This is a genomic window from Fluctibacter corallii, from assembly GCF_025751585.1.
In the GTDB taxonomy this organism is placed as follows: Bacteria; Pseudomonadota; Gammaproteobacteria; order Enterobacterales; family Alteromonadaceae; genus Fluctibacter_A; species Fluctibacter_A corallii.
This window is the reverse complement of record NZ_JAOWKX010000010.1, coordinates 46,247-62,663: the sequence shown is the minus strand read 5'-3', so window position 1 is coordinate 62,663 and position 16,417 is coordinate 46,247. Positions and strand designations below refer to the sequence as shown.

Below are 16,417 nucleotides of genomic sequence, written 5' to 3'. Positions count from 1 at the left end.
AATGTTTGAAAACAGCGTAGCGGTGTTTCACTTTAGAATATTGTAAATATGCGACACTTTTCGTTTGTGATACCGTCGCGGGGTTTCACTGACAAAGCGAGAAAACACATGAGTAAAATGCGCTTGATCGTAAAAACCGCATTCCAACGCAACCTCTGCGGTAGGCAATGCATGGTAAGACAGCAACCACCGCGCCTTCATCATGCGTAAAAAAGTAAGGTACGATGCAGGTGTAATATTCAATTGCTTACGAAAAGTACGCTCTAATGTGCGCTTACTCATACCCAACTTTTCAGTTAACGATGCTACATCATCTTGTATCGACACTCGCCTAAGTACCGCATCAGAAATCACATATTTAGGAAAGGTGCAGTGAAGGCTGCATGCATCAATCCATTGGTTAGCGAGCGTAATCCAATGAGACTCTGAAGCCGTTGTGAGTGCATGCATGAGCTTTATCAATGTGGGCGACGGGGTACTAGTCAGATGCTCGGTAATGTCTACTTCGCCATTGTTTACCTCTTCAGCGTGCAACCCCAATAAAGGAAATGCAAAGTGTGGTAAAAAGCGAATGCTAAACACCTGAGCTAAGTTATCAAAGCGTACAATTTGGGTTTTACTGTAATGAGCAAGAACGATGCGTAATTTCCCGTCGTTGATAATAAATGACACACTGGTGCCCCCATCGGGATACAACTTTTCGGTAATATTTTGAGGACGCTCAGGCGAAATACACCAGTAACACTGAACGAAGTGGCGTGCCGTGCCCGATGGCAAAAATCGGCGAAAACGTAACTGCTCAGCCGATGCCATTTGATTGAAGCGCATCGGCTGCATAAGTTCAGTTAACGTGGTATGAGTTGTAAGATGCTCGCTTAACAACATTGCCCTGTAAAACACGTATTATTGTAATAACGAGTGTTACACATAGGTTCCATGAAAGCCAAGTGGCAAATAGTAAGGTAATGTTGCAGTGGCAAGCGGGCCATCAGCTACGTGCTGCGCATCGAATACCGACACCCCCGTCTGGTCTTTGATAAAATCTAAATACGTGTGAATCAAGTACCCTTCGCCTTCTTTGTTGCTGCCTTGCTTCTTCACAAAAATAGGCTCTTCAACATAGACATTCTCTCCGTATTCATACGCATCCATGTTGTCAGTTTGGGTATTGTAACTTGCAACCGTGTTGTAGCGAGGGTTTGCCGGGTTGCTGCCTCGAATAATGCCAGTTTGGATTTGAGTTTTCTGCCCAACAAACTGAGCATCAAACATCGGAAACTCCATACCATGGGGTGACTTCACCAACTGTGCCGTTTTGCTTGTCATATTAATTACAAGCTGCGAAGCGCGAGATTTCACGTTAGGTGCTTGCTCACCAACGAGATCAGCCATTGCCGTTTTAAACACATATGCATCGTCATACCAACATAAGTTCACGACCAATGCGTTGCCTTGCTCCCAACTATTTCCGAAGTGATAGACAAAGCCAGGTTCTGTTGGAATATCTGCCACGGCTTCCAAGGTGTTTTTATCAACAACAAACACTCGCCCTTCTTTTTGTCCGTACCATGAATAAGACTCGGTGTAGACTTCGTTGCGCTTACCTTTGATAAGCGGCGACAAATAGAATATCAGGTAACGCTCGGTCATCGCAAAGTCATGTACGTAGCTATCACGCGGGGTGTTTACCAATTTGAACTGTTTCATCTGTCCAGCTGCCGATAAGTGGTAAATCACAAAAGCATATTGGCCAGACAATGAAACCTTTCCAAAATTCCAAATATTGCCTTGCCTATCTATGTGCGGGTGCGCCGAAAAAGGTACCCCTTTGAGTGCATCTGAGAATGCTTGCTCGCCTTTGGTCTCCAGAGTTTCAGCATCAACTCGATAAGGTGCAGCCGCTTCCCACAATGCCCACAATTCGCCATTGACTGGCAAAAGTGACGTATTCGCCTGACTAATACTTTGTGGACTTTTGGCTAGTTCAGCATGGGCGATTCGCGTCCCTGAACTTGAATACAGAAACTTTCCTGCATTCTCTTCTCGACGATATTTTTCGGTTTCAACAAACTTTGCCTTGTGCGTTACCCCGTTTTTGTGCAGCGCAAACTGATTAACAAGGCCATCGCCATCGAACCAATGGGCATAACGGGTTTTATTCCTTACTCGTAGACCTGGGCCATTCCTGTAAAAATGATGGTTATGCATTTGCGATGGTAACGTTCCCTGCCACGACACCTGAGTCGGGGAGATGTCAGCGGTTACACCCTCCCACGCTTTTAAATGGGGCTTTACCTTTAACGCTTCATTAAAGCGCTTATAGTATTGCTGATTTTGCGCGAGTGTATCGATAGCAAGCGAACCTACTGACATGTTAGCGCTCGCTGCGCCCAAAGGGAAAGCGCCGGCCTTTGCCATCACTGCACTTCCTCCTACCAGCGTGGTTGCATTCAACGCATTTTTTAAAAACTGGCGACGTTCCATCATTTTCTCCTTCTTAGTAAAGCGTAAAGCGAACTACATTAGTTAAGCTTTACGTTAATGACTGGAGCATCTTCAGATACCGCAACGGCCAAGTCTGCAAAGCGCGGAGGCCCCATAAGTCGCGGATTGTTGCTAAAACCATAAGGTTCGTTAGGGATACCCATAAAATTGCGGCCCAATTTATCGTTGCCATCTAGATCTTGATAAACCATAACACCGTAATTGCCTGATGCTACCTGCTCAAACGTAGCTTCAATTTCACCATTTTGTGCCTCTACTGTTGCTATATGCGCAGCTTTGTAAGCCTTCATGCTCTCAGCAGAATCATATACAGCAATCTTAATGCTACCTTCACTATGCTCAATGTTAGAAACCTTGACTCGTAAATCAACGTGTGACGCTGAGGCTGTTGCCGCCAATGTCATAGCTGCGGCGAAAGTAAGTGACGTGAATGTTTTCATGTGTTGTTTCCTTTTTGTGTTCCGTTTCGTTGATGCATACTTTACGGAAACACGACACGGCACAAATGTGCCAAAAGTCACAATATTCACAAAAACATGTGAAATACGAATAAAACACACTGATATGAAAAAACAAATGAGCAAGTAAAAGGTTGGAGGCTGACCGTATCACAGAGACTCGGCCGTTAATATACTACCTTGAGGCGACAAGAGCAGCGGTATCACTGCTCCTAAAATAGCAATTTAATCGCCTACGAAATACTGACTAATCACGTATGTCACCAACATGCCAGATAGACATAAAATACCCACCATCGTCGGAAAGATATTGAAGTACCAATCGATACCCGCCCCTATCGCGGCTCCAAGGAGTCCGAATGCATGAATATAATGAGGATGTTTTACTGGTTTGAGTTGCATAATATTTCCGTTATCCACCAAAGCGCTTATTGATGTAACTTTCGACGTCTCTTCTGACACCACTACCTATAGAATAGCCACCAGCAAAGGTGACGAGTGTTGCCCCAGCTGCTCCGACCCAACCCACAGGCGTTGCCGCAACAGCAACCCCAATCGCCACCATGGTCGCTCCAGCGGAGACGGCATTCCAACCCACCCCGCCTGAAACAGTGCACAATTCATGGTCGTTTAATTTCGCCATTGATGTTTCAACTAACATAGCCTAATTCCTTTTAAATATTTACAGTTCTGTGTGTGACACCAACCAATGTTAAGGTAGTTATTTCCATTTACATACTAGGGTGAAAGTTAACAAATGAAACACCTTGTCTGCGCCCAGATGAATTGATATTAAACATTTCAGCTAATTCAGTACTTGGCATTCCACCGTCTCCAGACCAAACCACAGTAGCGGTCGGCGAAGTGCGGTCATCGAGCGAACCACCGTGAATATTCAACGCCTGATTGTCATTAATTAAATGTAGTACTTTCATAATCTTTTCCTTGATCTATTAGACAGTGCGCGAGTAACCACTACCAACGCATAACATGCTTCCTTACATGAAATCTTATTGTACAAGTATCGATAGCGCTACATAACTGTACCAAAGTAGTATTTACGCTCACTCATACCAATTTAAATTGATGGATTTGTTCTGCCATCTCTTTCGACATATGCGTTAACACCGATGCCTCTTTTAGATTACGCTTGGCGTCATTCGAAAATGCCTCTGTGGCTAAGCGAATGTTTTCTGCATGTTCACGAATTTCAGAGGTCACCCCTGTTTGTTTTTCAGCCGCATCTGCAATGTGCATAACACGTGCATTGATATGCTTAATAGCATCAGCAATCAGCACATAATTCTCAGAGGCCTCTTTTGATTCTGACACACTTCTCGTGCTTAATTCCTGACAGCTTTCCATCGTTTCCACCGCATTATTAGATGTACTTTGGAACGTGCTTATCATGGTTGAAATCTCTTCCGTTGATGCATGAGTGCGTTGCGATAAATTTCTAACTTCCTCTGCGACTACAGCAAATCCGCGTCCTTGCTCTCCTGCACGCGCGGCCTCAATCGCCGCGTTGAGCGCCAGTAGATTAGTTTGTTCTGATATGCCGCGAATGGTAGCAACTATCTCGTTAATTTGTTGACTATCTTTTTCTAACTCTGTCAACACCTCCGTGGTTTGCTGCATGCGCTCCGACAGCTGATTAATCGTATTTTGAAAGGCCTTTGATACGTTACGTCCTTTTTCGCTCACCGATACCGCCTTGGTTAACTGTTCAACCGTATCAGAGGCACTAGACGAAATGTCATCCGTTGCCTCATCAACCTTGATGACGGAATCAGCCAAATGGTTGATCTCGTCTGTTTGCCGATCAACTTGACCTTGGCTTTTTTCGGCCATTTTGGTCGCAGTGAGCGCTTGCTCAGATAAGGATTTTGACGCCGAAGCCGTTGCCGAAAGACTTGCATGTAAGCGAGAAAAAAAGCGATTCACTGTCGCGATTAAAGGAGAAGGATCATTAGATTCTATTTTCGCGGAGAGGTCTCCCTTTGCCCCCATTTCAATCAAAGAAATCACACGATTAGATTCTACAAACTGAATGTTGCCGTTGTAAATGTAATAGGTAGCAACGGCAGCGCCAATTAACGCAATCACCACATGATATAAAAGCGGTGCAAACAATCCGATTCCAGTTTGATCGCCCCAAGAAAAAATAATCAGGTCAACCCCCATTGCAGACGCACCGATACTCTGGCAATACGTCAGCGTTAGATGATGCGCAACCGTTGTCACAATCAATGTTAGAAGGGGGACAATATCTCGATAGCGTATCAAAATAGTGAAATTCAGGAAAAATAGAAAATGCCCCTCTCCTAGCCCATTGACTTGCTGAATACTAATGGCCATCATCACCGTTAATGCCGTAGCCATGATAACGCGCGTGATCGGCTGGCCTTTCATGGTTTTATAAGCCGCCAGCGCAATTAAAAACGTAATACCACCGCCAATCAGGCCAAGCAAAAAGTACCCATATAGCCACGGTGTCATCGCCGTCAAAATCACAAAATAAGCGAAGATAACGGCAAGTACGGTTTTATCTGCATCAATAAAGTCTCGCTCAAACGCTGCCTTCACATGAGTCGAAAGCCGTTTATCGTAACAAACAAGTAACTTGTTGAGCATAATGACTCCTAATTGGATAGTGCATGTTTGAGGGTTTGAATAGACAGCGCGTCGGGGCCGAATACTTTGGTAATAAACCAGGCGTCATTGCGCCACTGAAGCAAATAGGTTCGCCCTTGATGAAGAATGGCCTCGTTACGTTGCCTGATATTTAGGCCAAATTCATCGCGTAATATATAAAGTTGCTGTTCAGTCGGTTTAAACGCGCGAATATCATTATGAAATGTCTGCGCATACCGCTGCGCGCTCTTTTGAGACGACGTTTTGTCTATATCGACGTAAAACATGTGTGGCATTTGTACGGTGTCAGATTCAGCCTGTGCAAGCTGCGACCAAATAGACAAGGTAACGGGGCACACATCGCTGCACCCGCTAAATCCAAAGAAAACCAGCGCATATTCGTTTTCAGAGGGGGGAAATATGTCTGAAGAGACTTCGCGGTCTGTCGAAATCCCCCATAACGGTAAAGAAAACATAATGGCCATCAAACTGCCAAGCAGCAACATTGACCATAAAAATTTCGCTGCGGTATAAAACACATCGCTCACACTTTTTAAGTCTGGAGATAAAAAGTGTAGTTGATAAACGCTAAACCCGAAGCAGTTGTTTTATGTGTGATAACCCCGTTTGAATGCCTTGCATTTTATGACTTGCATTATCCAGCTCAACAATGAGATGTTGCGTACCAGCAAGCTTACGTTGTTCAAAAATGCGTTTGAAATCAATCACGCCTTCGCCGACAGGCACGATTTCTCCATCATGTCCCATGTCTTTAATATGAAAAAGTGGAAAACGCCCAGGGTTCGAACGAATATAAGTTAAGGGGTCTTGTTTCGCTTTATGCACCCAATACACATCTAGCTCGAAATCAATAAGCTCAGCTTCAGTATTTTTTAGAAGTACATCAAAGGGGATTTGATTGTCTAGCGGATAAAATTCAAAATCATGGTTATGGTAGGCTAACGTAATACCATGCGCCTGACATTGCTCTCCCCATTGATTCATTTGTTCAGACAATCGGTAATAGGTATCTATTGTCGAACCCCGCTGTTGCGCAGTCAAATAGGGAATAATCAGGTAACGGTGTTGTAATTCAAGCGCAACATCAATTAGCTGAGAAAGGCGGCTCTGAAAGTCTTCTATCGGAATGTGTGCCGAGGGTGCAGTTAACCCCTCGCGCGTGAGTATTGTGTGCAGTGTTTTGGGCGATTGCTGAAAATATCCTGCAAACTCGACTTCTTTAAAGCCTGCCCCTGCCACCAGCATTAACGTCGCTTCTACACTCACCGACATCCACGCGCGCAGTGTATAAAGTTGCAGGCCAATGTTTGACGCATTCACACCTTGAGGTTGACCAAGTAAAGGATGCGCCGCACCTGCTAGTAATGCGGTTGAACTCAGTTGCAGAAATTGTCGCTTATTCACAGTCATCCTTATCAAAAACAGATAATACGACGACCTTAAAATAAACCACATGATCTCACCAATGAACTTCATTCATACCCATCCCTTTTGAGTGTCATTATTTTTAACAGACACTTGCATACAAGTAGTCATAAACATCAATTCGTTCCCTGTATCCTTTGCCAATCAAGTCAATTAACATTATGGCTTAACATTTGCTTAAATTTGAAGCTACGCCGTGTTGCTGGGTTATATTTTGAGTAAGCAGCAGCACATTCATAATTCGATTTTTTATTGTGTTGTATATGAAAAACGTAAAAACTTACTTTGCACTGGCATTGCTGTTGTGTGCATCTATATCATTAAAGGCGCACGCCGCTTTAATCACGCTGGAACAAACGGTTGATTGGTCTGTTGAATTCGATACGACCGACGATGAAAGCAACGGCAAAACATCAACCAGCCGTGTACCGAGAATCGTCTTTGATACATTCGATGCATCACTTGGTACACTACAAGACGTAAAACTGTCTTTTACGTCAGACATAGCTTACGAACTAGACCTATACGCGAGAGACACCACCCGTAGAATCACCTTTCCCGGTGGCAATAAATACGACCCTTCAGCAAGCGCCACATTTGATTTAAATAGCTTTGTTCAAATAAGTCAGTCTTCTTGGTTATTAACCATGTCTGATCCAGTAAAGCAAAGCAAGCGAGCAAGCTGTGAGAAACTCAATGTGCGCACCAGCTCGTGTGACGATAATACGCGCTTAAGTCATAACGTTGATTTCATCTTTGATGACGAAGATATCGCTTGGTTTATTGATAACGCACAACTCACGCTCTTGCCGGTCATTTTTGCTAGCAGCGAAATTACCCGATGTAACAACGATTGCTCTGGACGAATTTTTGGTAATTGGCACGGTCAACTCAATATTAGCTATCGCTATGATGACGCTACAGCACGCTCAGCTGTAGGCGTTCCTGAACCTTCTACCCTTGTCTCGCTAGCATTGGGATTACTTATATTCGCGCGAAAACGTCAATAAGAAACACGGCCTAACGCGTATTTTGACGTGTTGGGCCAACGCTTCTCAGTCTTCTTACATCTACTCCCATTCAATTTACGACTACACTCTTGAATCAATCTTTTTATCTTCAGGAGTATTCGATGTCAGAAAAAGTCATGTTAATTACGGGTGCCACCAGCGGCATCGGAAAAGCCACCGCTCTGCGCGCCGCAGCGAAAAATTATAAATTGATTCTCACAGCCAGACGTAAGTCGCTATTAGACGATTTGGTCAGTACCATCGGTGAATCTCGCGCATTTGCAGTAGAAGCAGACGCCACCGACTACTCCCAGCAAAAAGAGGTGATTAAAGCGGGCGTTGAGCATTGGGGTAAGCTTGATGTTGCTTTTGCAAACGCGGGAATGGGCGTCAATGCATCAGGAACAGAAAACGGCGATCCGAAAGAATGGGACAGGCTCATCGACATTAACGTGAAAGGTTTACTCTGGACAGCCAATCTTGCGTTACCTCATCTGAGAAAAACCCAAGGCCACTTTATTATCACCAGTTCAGCGGCAGGCAGAGCAACGTTGAAAGGATCTGTTTATGGGGCATCAAAATGGTTTGCCTACGGTTATGGAAAAAACCTAGCTGAAGAAATGGCCGAGTGGGGTGGACGCTGCACCACGATATGCCCAGGCATGGTAAATACGGACTTTTTTGATGAGCCGAAACCCGACAAACTCGACCCAAATGATGTTGCAGAAGCCGTGTTATATGCAACCGAGGCAAACCCACGCAATTCCATTCGAGAGGTCTTTCTCATGCCAACAAATTAACAATCAATCCCAACAGAGCAACGGATTGTCTGCATTTAACCCTGCTAATTCGTATAAGACCACAATACTGAGTAAGTCGTCTACACTTATTAGTCTTGTGGTTTTTTATGCGAAAAACAATCAGTATGTTAAAGCTTACGATTCGTCAAATGCTAATAATTGGGTTTTCCATCATCGTTGGTTTGCTCGTCATTTCATCCATTATTGCCATTAACAAACTCTCAGGCATGAACTCACGCATTGATACGATTGTTGACGGTTCAGCCATGAAAATAAAATTAGGTGCACGATTAAACCAAGGTGTCATTGCGGTTCAGCGGGCGGAAAAGAATATTATTCTCGCAAAGAGTCAGCAAGACATGAACGAATATATTGAAAATATAGCGTCCATTCGTAACGACATGCAATCTCGACGCGCTCAGTTACGAGAATTGGTAGACGAGAACGGTCAGCGTTACCTTGACGAATTTGCAGAAGTATGGGAGAAATACCTTGGAGTTAATCAACAAGTGATAGACTTCGCCCTGAGTCTGCAAAACCAAGACGCGTTTAGTCTATCTTCTAATCAGGGCCGCGAACTCAACGACAAAGCCAGCGAACTTATCGCCAAGATAGTGGATGTGAATGAAAAAGGCTTAGAACTCGACCAGCAAATTAGCACCGATAACTACAAAACCGCCAGGCTAATTCTCGTTATAAGCTTGGTGATAAGCAGTGTTTTAGCCATCGGCATTGCCGTATTCATCATCCGACGTCTACGTATTGGTATATCAGAAGTAAGCAAAGTCACCACGGCCATTGCCAACGGTGAATTAAATAACCGCATTAATAACTCAGGTCATGACGAACTTTCTGACATACTGCGATCGTTAGCCACAATGCAGCGCAAGCTTAAAGAAACCATTAACAATATCGAGCACTGTGCTACAGAGCTAGTGGACACTTCTGAACATCTTAACGCAACTGTTGAAAATACGCTCACTAACATAGAGTTGGCTCAGCAAAACACGGTTCAAGTTGCCACCGCTGTGGAAGAAATGTCTGCTACCGTAAACACCGTTGCGCAAGATATTAATCACACTGCGCTCACGGCTAAAACAGTGAATGATCAAGCCGTGGAAACTAAAAACTCGGTATCAAATACTGGAAACACCATCGACAACTTAGCAACGCAAGTAAATACCTCTTCGGAAGTAGTTGGACAGGTACGTGAACGCAGTAACGACATCAACACGGTACTTGAGGTCATAAGAAGTGTGGCAGAACAAACAAATTTACTCGCTTTAAATGCCGCTATAGAAGCAGCCCGAGCAGGGGATCACGGCCGTGGATTCTCAGTAGTAGCCGACGAAGTAAGAAACCTTGCAGCGCGCACACAAGAGTCAACGGAAGAAATTAATACTATTATTAGTAGCTTACAAACCAGCGCCCACGAAGCGGTAGAAGTCATTAACCAAAGCACCGATGAGGCGCGTGAAGCAGTCGAACAAATGAATACTGCGGAAGAAGCGCTACAATCCATCACGCAATCTGTCGACAAAATTTCAGATATGAGTAGTCAAATCGCGACTGCAGCGGAACAGCAGTCTGTTGTGACGGATCAAATAAATCAGAATGTCGTTACCATAACTGAAATGTCTCACTCGAATGTAGAGAGTGCACATGAAACGAAAAAGGCCAGTAAAAAGCTTCGTCAGGTTACAGGAAATTTACGCCAATTAGTCAACGTTTTTCAAACTTAGCACTACGCTTAAAAGGCAACCCACCGCTCACATAAAGGACATATTATGCAAAGTTACAATTTTCAGGTCATTCCCAAAGAGAACAGTAATTGGGACATTTCTAGCGCGTCAGGAAGTTATTCTGGCACCACTTACATTGATTATCGCGCCTTATCAGCGGGTAAAACCGTAAACTTGTATTATGAAATTTGGTCAGATAGCGAGTTCGAGTTTGCTGAAAACGGCACCATTTTCACCGATGCCAAAGACAATTTTAATTATCAGTTAACCAGTTTAGTGGCGAACAGTGGTCGCTCGCTAATATTAACCATCACGAATATTGCGCCTCATCAAGCCTTATCGGATGCACTGATAGACAAGCTCAAAGCGTCACCGAGAGAGGCCGTAGAAGGTACCTTGAATAAGCAAAAAGACTACGAAATCAATTTCCGTCTGGTCGCGAAAAAGAAAGGCGATAATACCAGCCTAATTCGCTATTTCTCGCAAGATCCTGCCGTCATTATTCAGGAAATGGAACCGAGTCATTGACACAAATAGTCTTTGTGCTCAGGACCCAGTATACGACGAAAGTCGGCTTCTGAGCACAGTGGCTTAAACCACTTTAGTCGATAAAATGCCGGGCTCCATCCTTTTTGAGTGCTTTGCTCGATCGAAGCCAAGGCAGAGTAAGGCTCATTCAAAAGCGTTTGAACCAGCGCTTTTACAAAATAGGCTTCAGGCAAATCAGGATTGGTGTTGAGCACGCTATTTACTCGTGCCAATGCTTCATGCCCCTTTCCCAAATGTGCAAGTCCTTGAGCAAGCAGCAGCTGCTCATTTGCCGCCCCCTTATGCCCTGACATCGCTGATTCAAGCAACCTATATTGAGCTAGCGCGTCATGTTGTTTTCCTAAATGGGCAAATATATCAGCTCGATTTAACCATAGAGTATGGTTGTCTGGGGACGTCTGTAACGCCAGTTCAACATGATGCAATGCCAGCTCAAACTCACCACTAAGCAGCAAAGTAACAGCATAATTCGAGTGTGTTGTTATCGTATCTTTTTGATTTTCTATCAGCGTCGAGTAGCTCATTTTTGCAACGTTGAGCTCTCCCATTAACAGTGCAATATCTGCTAACGATTGCCGAGCAACCCAATCATTCGGTGCAGTTGACACAACACGTTGCAAATACACAAGAGCCTTTTCAAATCGTCCTTGTCTCATGTAACCAATAGCTAGATTACGGGCCATGAGTAGAGATGCGTGCAGTTGATATGCTTTTTCTGCATGCGTCAGTGAACGTGTAAAGTCACCTAGATAGCGAAAGTAAATAGCCAATAGCGTCTGACGCTGATACTCCTGAAGTGATGAGTCCATAATTTTACCGAGTAACACACGCTCATTCCCTCGCTCTTTTCTTACTCCAAATAACGCCAACTCATCCAATAAATAGGCTTCACTGTTATGGTATTGAGACGGAGCGTATCGCAGCGCATTTTCCAAATCAGCCAATACACTGGCGTCACCTGAATTCTTAAAGCTGCGAATCGCAATTTTTCTATAGAGTGAATAGAGTGGTATGAAGCTGGGACGTGTTTCAATAAGTCTCTGTACTTCATTTAGTAAGGTGCTAGCTGGACGGGACGCGCTTTCAGTCTCTGTTGTAAGCGATATATAGCTTTCAAAAAATGTTTCATCCGCGCTTTCGGTTAACGGCAATGCTGCCTTCCCCTCTGTAAGCAAACTGATTGCTTCGGCGGTTGCATTGAACGCACTAATAAAGCTTTCAGTGTCAGTAGCACTGTTGATACCGTCTAGTATGGTGGCAGAGTCACCGTCAATGAGATGAAAGCGCATGTCGCACGCATGAACATTACAATCTAAAAGTATACTTACCACATGACGACTGTTAAGCGCGTTCGCGATCGCCTTGATGGAAGCGCCCTCTCCCAAAAGGCCTTGAACACGCCTAACTTCTGTTGGCGCGATTACACTGTACCTCTCATGGTCAATCAAGTAAGTTTGAATAGCATCACTCACCGCAAGAGAGAGCGACTGCCGTTGAGCCTCTACGGCGGTAGATGTTTGGGTATATTCTGGTGGCATTATTGCAATTGAAACCGGTGGGAATATGGAGGCTTTGTTATATAACCAAACAGACATTCCGGTAAGTATTGCCAGCAAACACATGCAGGCACCAACCTTAACCCATTTGCCCAATCTGACGCTGTCATCGACGTTGATATTGGTCAGATCAAGCGTTGGATTAGTCGTCTCGTTCTGGAAGGCTGATAAAATTTGCTGTAACTGCTGCCGCACCTTTAAGCTTGACTCTGGCCTTTTATCTGGCTGCTTTTCTAATAACTGATTAATCAAACACCCCAGCGAATCAGGAATGCCTTTTAGTTGTGTTGCATCAATCTGACACGGACGCGACTTTATCTCCTGTGCGATAGCCTGAGATGAGGCATTTTTTGCTTGTGCTTGGTATGGGTGTACGCCAGAAAAAAGCTGATAAGCAATTATACCCAAAGAAAAAAGATCGCTTTTTTGGTTTACTGCGGCCCCCGCAAACAGCTCTGGTGACATCACCAGTAAGCTTCCTTGGCTAACGTAATCTCCCGCCTGTCTACCTATTAGTTCAGCAATACCAAAATCTGCAATTTTAGCCACGCCTTCTTCACTCACTAGCACATTTTGCATTTTAAGATCTAAATGCAACACGCCTTTAGAGTGAGCAGCGGAAAGCCCGTTAGCAATATCAATGAGTACATTCAGCTTATCTCTCACACTAATCGGTCCTCGCTGTAACCAATTTGCTAAGGTTGCCCCGTTCACGTACTCCATTTCTAAAATAAGTTGATTATCCCCCTCGTGAATACGATAAATCTGAACAATATTAGGATGATTAAACTGCGCTAGACACTGCGCTTCAAACACCGCCCTATGTGCAGGCTGTACCGCTAAATCAATTACTTTTATTGCTACAAGGCGGCCAAGCTGAAGATCCTGCCCGCGAAAAACGTGACATGTTCCCCCTTCCCCAAGGTGATGAAGTTGAGAATAATGTTCATCTAAATTCATAGTATATCCACACATTTTGTTCGACTCATCACGTTCCATATGCGATGGCCCTTTCTCACCAAACAATCTCGCCATGTGAGATTAGAGAATAATTTTTATCAGCTTCTATACTTAACATAGATGATATTGGAAAGAACGTAATGGCTAGGTTAAAACACTCGCCTTCTGGCGACACTATTTTTCTAAAGGCGTTTCATCGTTTTGGTAGACTGGCGTTCTCGGTCGATACCCTCCTTAATTACCCAGAGATAACTCGTATTCACGCAGTTGTCGAATGGTCAGGCAACGAATGGGTCTTGAGGGATCTGAGTCGAAACGGTGTCTGGATTAATCAGCAACGGATCCCTCCTCGTGAAGCTGTCTCCATAACAGCAGGAGACATTATTGTTTTTTCTGAGTTAAATCCTGAGCCTTTCGAAGTGATATCTGACGATAAACCCTTCGACTTATTGATTCCAGACGATCCCGCTGGACATGACGCTATCCGCTTACGCAATTACCATTTTTTACCTAATGCTTCGTCTCCAGAGACAATCATCTATTTTGATTCAGAACAGTATCGCTGGTGTGCAGAAAATATTCATCTAAGAGTGCTTCAACCATTGAATGATGGTGAGATAATCACCATTGGTGATAGCACTTGGCGCATGTTTAAGGCCTCAGTAGATTCTGAGCACACGTTAGATCTTCACTCGCAGGAGACCGCTTCTTTGGAATACATTTTTAGTCTCAGCCTTGACGAAGAGCTGGCTGAATTGAAAGTGAAAAATCAACATACGACGCTAGATTTAGACGTAAGATCCCACCATTATCTTACCGTACTACTGGCACGCTACAGGCTTCAAGATATGCAAGAGGCTTTCGAGGAAGACGTTCAAGGGTGGGTGTCAATGAAGCAATTATCTAAAGATTTGGGAATGAGCGAGCAACATGTGAATATTCAAATTCATCGCGCTCGAAAGCAATTCGTAGAATGTATTGAAGACAAAATGGCAGCGCAAATGTTGATTGAAAGAAAAAGAGGTAAAGTACGCTTTGGCGGTAAGCACTTTACCATTTTGAAAGGAAGCAATATGGAGTCATCAATGCCAATGAGTGCTTAGTGCGAGCGCTGTTTACTCCGCGATAATATCGCACGTTGCATTATTTTTGATCGCTCTATCAACACTCGCTTTACAGTCAATAATAAATTGCCTTAGCTCTACAGGCGTGCCATCTAACTGCAAAATCGTATCAAATTCATCGGCTAACTGCTCAAAGTTAGCTTTTACGCTCTGTGGCTCGGCTTCCTTGCCAAATTGGTGCTTCCATAGCCGTTGAAATATAGGTATATCTCTATAACCTTCAATACATGAATAATATCGCTCCCACATTTCATCATGAATCACGACCACATCTGACGAGGCAACGTCTCCTGAACATGAACTAAAAACGATTTTTCTCATAAATACACTCTACTGACAATTGCCTGGCGCATTGTTAAACTCTGGAAACTGCGTAACCACCGTTCCATCTGGTTCAATAATAAGCCTTCCACACTTTTCACCAGCCATACCTACAACCTGAGCCAAGTTGGCATCGTAGCGTATACGGTTATCAGGTTGAACGACTCGGTTACGGATTGAAGAATTTTGCACTAACGCACAAAATTGGTTGGCACTTTGCAGCGACTGACAATATTGAGCAATGAATCGGCTACCAGGCGCATTTGGGCCGCAATGTCTAGCTTGAATATGGTTAAATGACTGCTGAGTAACGTTACATCGTGCATCTTCAGCAGTAGCGTGTAAAGACAGCGTTGAAAAGCAAAAACTGAATATAAAATGTCTAGCTTTCATGACTATTCCCTCATATCAGGATTGAAATTTTGCTATATCTTTTTTGCAAATAACATAGCGTTTTAACAACTAAACTCAGCATATGAAGTCAGACACAAAATTGTTATTACCGATCATTACAACCATTAGGTAACGCTTGGTAATCGTTTTTATCACTACGCCTTCCTAGTCTTGTCAGTGTTAATACAACCTGTATTGACAATCAAACTGTAGATCAAAGGAAAGAGTCATGACTATATATACGTTATCAGTAAGAAATGAATCATTGAATGCAACCCGATTTGCTGTCTTTCAAGAAAAGCCAGAACTTGATGTAGGCAGTAACGTGTTTACGTTAGCTTGGTTCAGCAAATACGCCTATCAAGGCACGCAAGCGGAATTCGGTTGGGCGATCAATTACAGCGCAATTTGGTCAAGGCCAGGCCAAGAGCTTCGCACAGGCGTGGTGTGCAAAAGCTCGCAAACTAAAGCCGTTGATCTGAATGGTCCAAATACCGTAACGCTCGGTTACGACAAAGAAAATGACGCATTCGACTTTAGCCAAGTCACTGAAGGAAAAAGTGGCAGCATATACACTAATTGCAACGATTCTGTCCCTCACTCTTCGGCATCACCGTCTGCCGCAGCAGGGGTTGGTATTGGTATGTCGGGAGCGGGAACCTTTTTAGTACAAACCCAACCCAACATCAATTTAACTTGGACACCCAAACCCAAGTACTTCCTAGTGGCAGGTTCATTTAAATCCGGAGAAATTCTTGATGTGCAAACGATCATGAATGCAGGTCGCGCTTTGGAGATTCCTTACAAAGGCATTACCAGCCAATCCGCCTACCTTGATGAAAATAACCAATTACATCTTGGGTAATCATCCGTTCTTTGTGTGTGCCCCAATTAACTTATGTAAGGGCACGCACACCTT

Annotated in this window: 18 protein-coding genes; 6 read left to right on the top strand and 12 right to left on the bottom strand. The window is 43.9% G+C overall.

The window, feature by feature from the left end; genetic code table 11:
• Positions 1–27: 27 nt before the first annotated feature.
• The 9 genes from OE749_RS16775 to OE749_RS16735 form a co-directional block, all read right to left on the bottom strand.
• Positions 28–837, bottom strand: coding sequence for a helix-turn-helix transcriptional regulator (locus OE749_RS16775; RefSeq protein WP_263713640.1), 810 nt, complete (start codon positions 835–837; stop codon positions 28–30).
• Between the two features lie 84 nt (positions 838–921).
• Entirely contained in the window at positions 922–2,487 is a 1,566-nt protein-coding gene (locus OE749_RS16770; protein ID WP_263713639.1) for a carotenoid oxygenase family protein, read from the bottom strand.
• Between the two features lie 35 nt (positions 2,488–2,522).
• Complete coding sequence (locus OE749_RS16765) at positions 2,523–2,945, bottom strand: DUF2141 domain-containing protein (RefSeq protein WP_263713638.1); 423 nt, start codon at positions 2,943–2,945, stop codon at positions 2,523–2,525.
• Between the two features lie 243 nt (positions 2,946–3,188).
• On the bottom strand, positions 3,189–3,365 hold the full coding sequence (locus OE749_RS16760; protein ID WP_263713637.1) for a hypothetical protein: 177 nt from the start codon (positions 3,363–3,365) through the stop codon (positions 3,189–3,191).
• Between the two features lie 10 nt (positions 3,366–3,375).
• The gene (locus OE749_RS16755; protein ID WP_263713636.1) at positions 3,376–3,624 is read right to left on the bottom strand and encodes a hypothetical protein; all 249 of its coding nucleotides are present in this window, start codon (positions 3,622–3,624) and stop codon (positions 3,376–3,378) included.
• 70 nt (positions 3,625–3,694) lie between these two features.
• Entirely contained in the window at positions 3,695–3,898 is a 204-nt protein-coding gene (locus OE749_RS16750) for a hypothetical protein (RefSeq protein ID WP_263713635.1), read from the bottom strand.
• Positions 3,899–4,031: 133 nt separating this feature from the next.
• Positions 4,032–5,597 carry a methyl-accepting chemotaxis protein gene (locus OE749_RS16745; protein WP_263713634.1) on the bottom strand — a complete coding sequence of 522 codons (1,566 nt, stop codon included), beginning with the start codon at positions 5,595–5,597 and terminating at the stop codon, positions 4,032–4,034.
• A gap of 8 nt (positions 5,598–5,605) precedes the next feature.
• Positions 5,606–6,145: an SCO family protein gene (locus tag OE749_RS16740; protein WP_263713633.1), complete on the bottom strand. Its 540-nt coding sequence runs from the start codon at positions 6,143–6,145 to the stop codon at positions 5,606–5,608.
• Positions 6,146–6,185: 40 nt separating this feature from the next.
• Positions 6,186–7,022 carry a sugar phosphate isomerase/epimerase family protein gene (locus tag OE749_RS16735; RefSeq protein ID WP_404828200.1) on the bottom strand — a complete coding sequence of 279 codons (837 nt, stop codon included), beginning with the start codon at positions 7,020–7,022 and terminating at the stop codon, positions 6,186–6,188.
• A gap of 284 nt (positions 7,023–7,306) precedes the next feature.
• On the opposite strand from OE749_RS16735, the gene OE749_RS16730 reads away from it, so the two are divergent.
• The 4 genes from OE749_RS16730 (at position 7,307) to OE749_RS16715 (ending at position 11,123) form a co-directional block, all read left to right on the top strand.
• A complete protein-coding gene (locus tag OE749_RS16730; RefSeq protein ID WP_263713631.1) occupies positions 7,307–8,053 on the top strand; it encodes a PEP-CTERM sorting domain-containing protein in 747 nt (248 codons plus the stop codon).
• Positions 8,054–8,175: 122 nt separating this feature from the next.
• A complete protein-coding gene (locus tag OE749_RS16725) occupies positions 8,176–8,853 on the top strand; it encodes an SDR family oxidoreductase (protein WP_263713630.1) in 678 nt (225 codons plus the stop codon).
• Positions 8,854–8,978: 125 nt separating this feature from the next.
• Positions 8,979–10,595, top strand: a complete 1,617-nt coding sequence (locus OE749_RS16720) for a methyl-accepting chemotaxis protein (protein ID WP_263713629.1) — start codon at positions 8,979–8,981, stop codon at positions 10,593–10,595.
• 45 nt (positions 10,596–10,640) lie between these two features.
• Positions 10,641–11,123 carry a hypothetical protein gene (locus OE749_RS16715; RefSeq protein WP_263713628.1) on the top strand — a complete coding sequence of 161 codons (483 nt, stop codon included), beginning with the start codon at positions 10,641–10,643 and terminating at the stop codon, positions 11,121–11,123.
• Here OE749_RS16715 and OE749_RS16710 read toward each other — a convergent pair.
• Positions 11,117–13,660, bottom strand: coding sequence for a serine/threonine-protein kinase (locus OE749_RS16710; protein WP_263713627.1), 2,544 nt, complete (start codon positions 13,658–13,660; stop codon positions 11,117–11,119). The two genes, OE749_RS16715 and OE749_RS16710, sit on opposite strands and share 7 nt — an antisense overlap.
• 140 nt (positions 13,661–13,800) lie before the next feature.
• Between OE749_RS16710 and OE749_RS16705 the strand changes: the two genes are divergently transcribed.
• Positions 13,801–14,763: an FHA domain-containing protein gene (locus tag OE749_RS16705; RefSeq protein WP_263713626.1), complete on the top strand. Its 963-nt coding sequence runs from the start codon at positions 13,801–13,803 to the stop codon at positions 14,761–14,763.
• A 12-nt stretch (positions 14,764–14,775) separates the two neighbouring features.
• Here the strand turns inward: OE749_RS16705 and OE749_RS16700 are convergent, their stop codons facing one another.
• On the bottom strand, positions 14,776–15,105 hold the full coding sequence (locus OE749_RS16700) for a hypothetical protein (protein ID WP_263713625.1): 330 nt from the start codon (positions 15,103–15,105) through the stop codon (positions 14,776–14,778).
• Positions 15,106–15,114: 9 nt separating this feature from the next.
• Positions 15,115–15,498 carry a hypothetical protein gene (locus OE749_RS16695; protein ID WP_263713624.1) on the bottom strand — a complete coding sequence of 128 codons (384 nt, stop codon included), beginning with the start codon at positions 15,496–15,498 and terminating at the stop codon, positions 15,115–15,117.
• 229 nt (positions 15,499–15,727) lie between these two features.
• Here OE749_RS16695 and OE749_RS16690 point away from each other — a divergent pair, with 229 nt between their 5' ends.
• Positions 15,728–16,363: a hypothetical protein gene (locus OE749_RS16690; RefSeq protein WP_263713623.1), complete on the top strand. Its 636-nt coding sequence runs from the start codon at positions 15,728–15,730 to the stop codon at positions 16,361–16,363.
• Positions 16,364–16,417: the final 54 nt, after the last annotated feature.

What these genes read in the sequence shown, in the direction of transcription:
- OE749_RS16775 (WP_263713640.1), bottom strand. Translation starts at nt 837, where the DNA reads ATGCAGCCGATGCGCTTCAATCAAATGGCATCGGCTGAGCAGTTACGT.
- OE749_RS16770 (WP_263713639.1), bottom strand. Translation starts at nt 2,487, where the DNA reads ATGATGGAACGTCGCCAGTTTTTAAAAAATGCGTTGAATGCAACCACG.
- OE749_RS16765 (WP_263713638.1), bottom strand. Translation starts at nt 2,945, where the DNA reads ATGAAAACATTCACGTCACTTACTTTCGCCGCAGCTATGACATTGGCG.
- OE749_RS16760 (WP_263713637.1), bottom strand. Translation starts at nt 3,365, where the DNA reads ATGCAACTCAAACCAGTAAAACATCCTCATTATATTCATGCATTCGGA.
- OE749_RS16755 (WP_263713636.1), bottom strand. Translation starts at nt 3,624, where the DNA reads ATGTTAGTTGAAACATCAATGGCGAAATTAAACGACCATGAATTGTGC.
- OE749_RS16750 (WP_263713635.1), bottom strand. Translation starts at nt 3,898, where the DNA reads ATGAAAGTACTACATTTAATTAATGACAATCAGGCGTTGAATATTCAC.
- OE749_RS16745 (WP_263713634.1), bottom strand. Translation starts at nt 5,597, where the DNA reads ATGCTCAACAAGTTACTTGTTTGTTACGATAAACGGCTTTCGACTCAT.
- OE749_RS16730 (WP_263713631.1), top strand. Translation starts at nt 7,307, where the DNA reads ATGAAAAACGTAAAAACTTACTTTGCACTGGCATTGCTGTTGTGTGCA.
- OE749_RS16725 (WP_263713630.1), top strand. Translation starts at nt 8,176, where the DNA reads ATGTCAGAAAAAGTCATGTTAATTACGGGTGCCACCAGCGGCATCGGA.
- OE749_RS16720 (WP_263713629.1), top strand. Translation starts at nt 8,979, where the DNA reads ATGTTAAAGCTTACGATTCGTCAAATGCTAATAATTGGGTTTTCCATC.
- OE749_RS16715 (WP_263713628.1), top strand. Translation starts at nt 10,641, where the DNA reads ATGCAAAGTTACAATTTTCAGGTCATTCCCAAAGAGAACAGTAATTGG.
- OE749_RS16710 (WP_263713627.1), bottom strand. Translation starts at nt 13,660, where the DNA reads ATGAATTTAGATGAACATTATTCTCAACTTCATCACCTTGGGGAAGGG.
- OE749_RS16705 (WP_263713626.1), top strand. Translation starts at nt 13,801, where the DNA reads ATGGCTAGGTTAAAACACTCGCCTTCTGGCGACACTATTTTTCTAAAG.
- OE749_RS16700 (WP_263713625.1), bottom strand. Translation starts at nt 15,105, where the DNA reads ATGAGAAAAATCGTTTTTAGTTCATGTTCAGGAGACGTTGCCTCGTCA.
- OE749_RS16695 (WP_263713624.1), bottom strand. Translation starts at nt 15,498, where the DNA reads ATGAAAGCTAGACATTTTATATTCAGTTTTTGCTTTTCAACGCTGTCT.
- OE749_RS16690 (WP_263713623.1), top strand. Translation starts at nt 15,728, where the DNA reads ATGACTATATATACGTTATCAGTAAGAAATGAATCATTGAATGCAACC.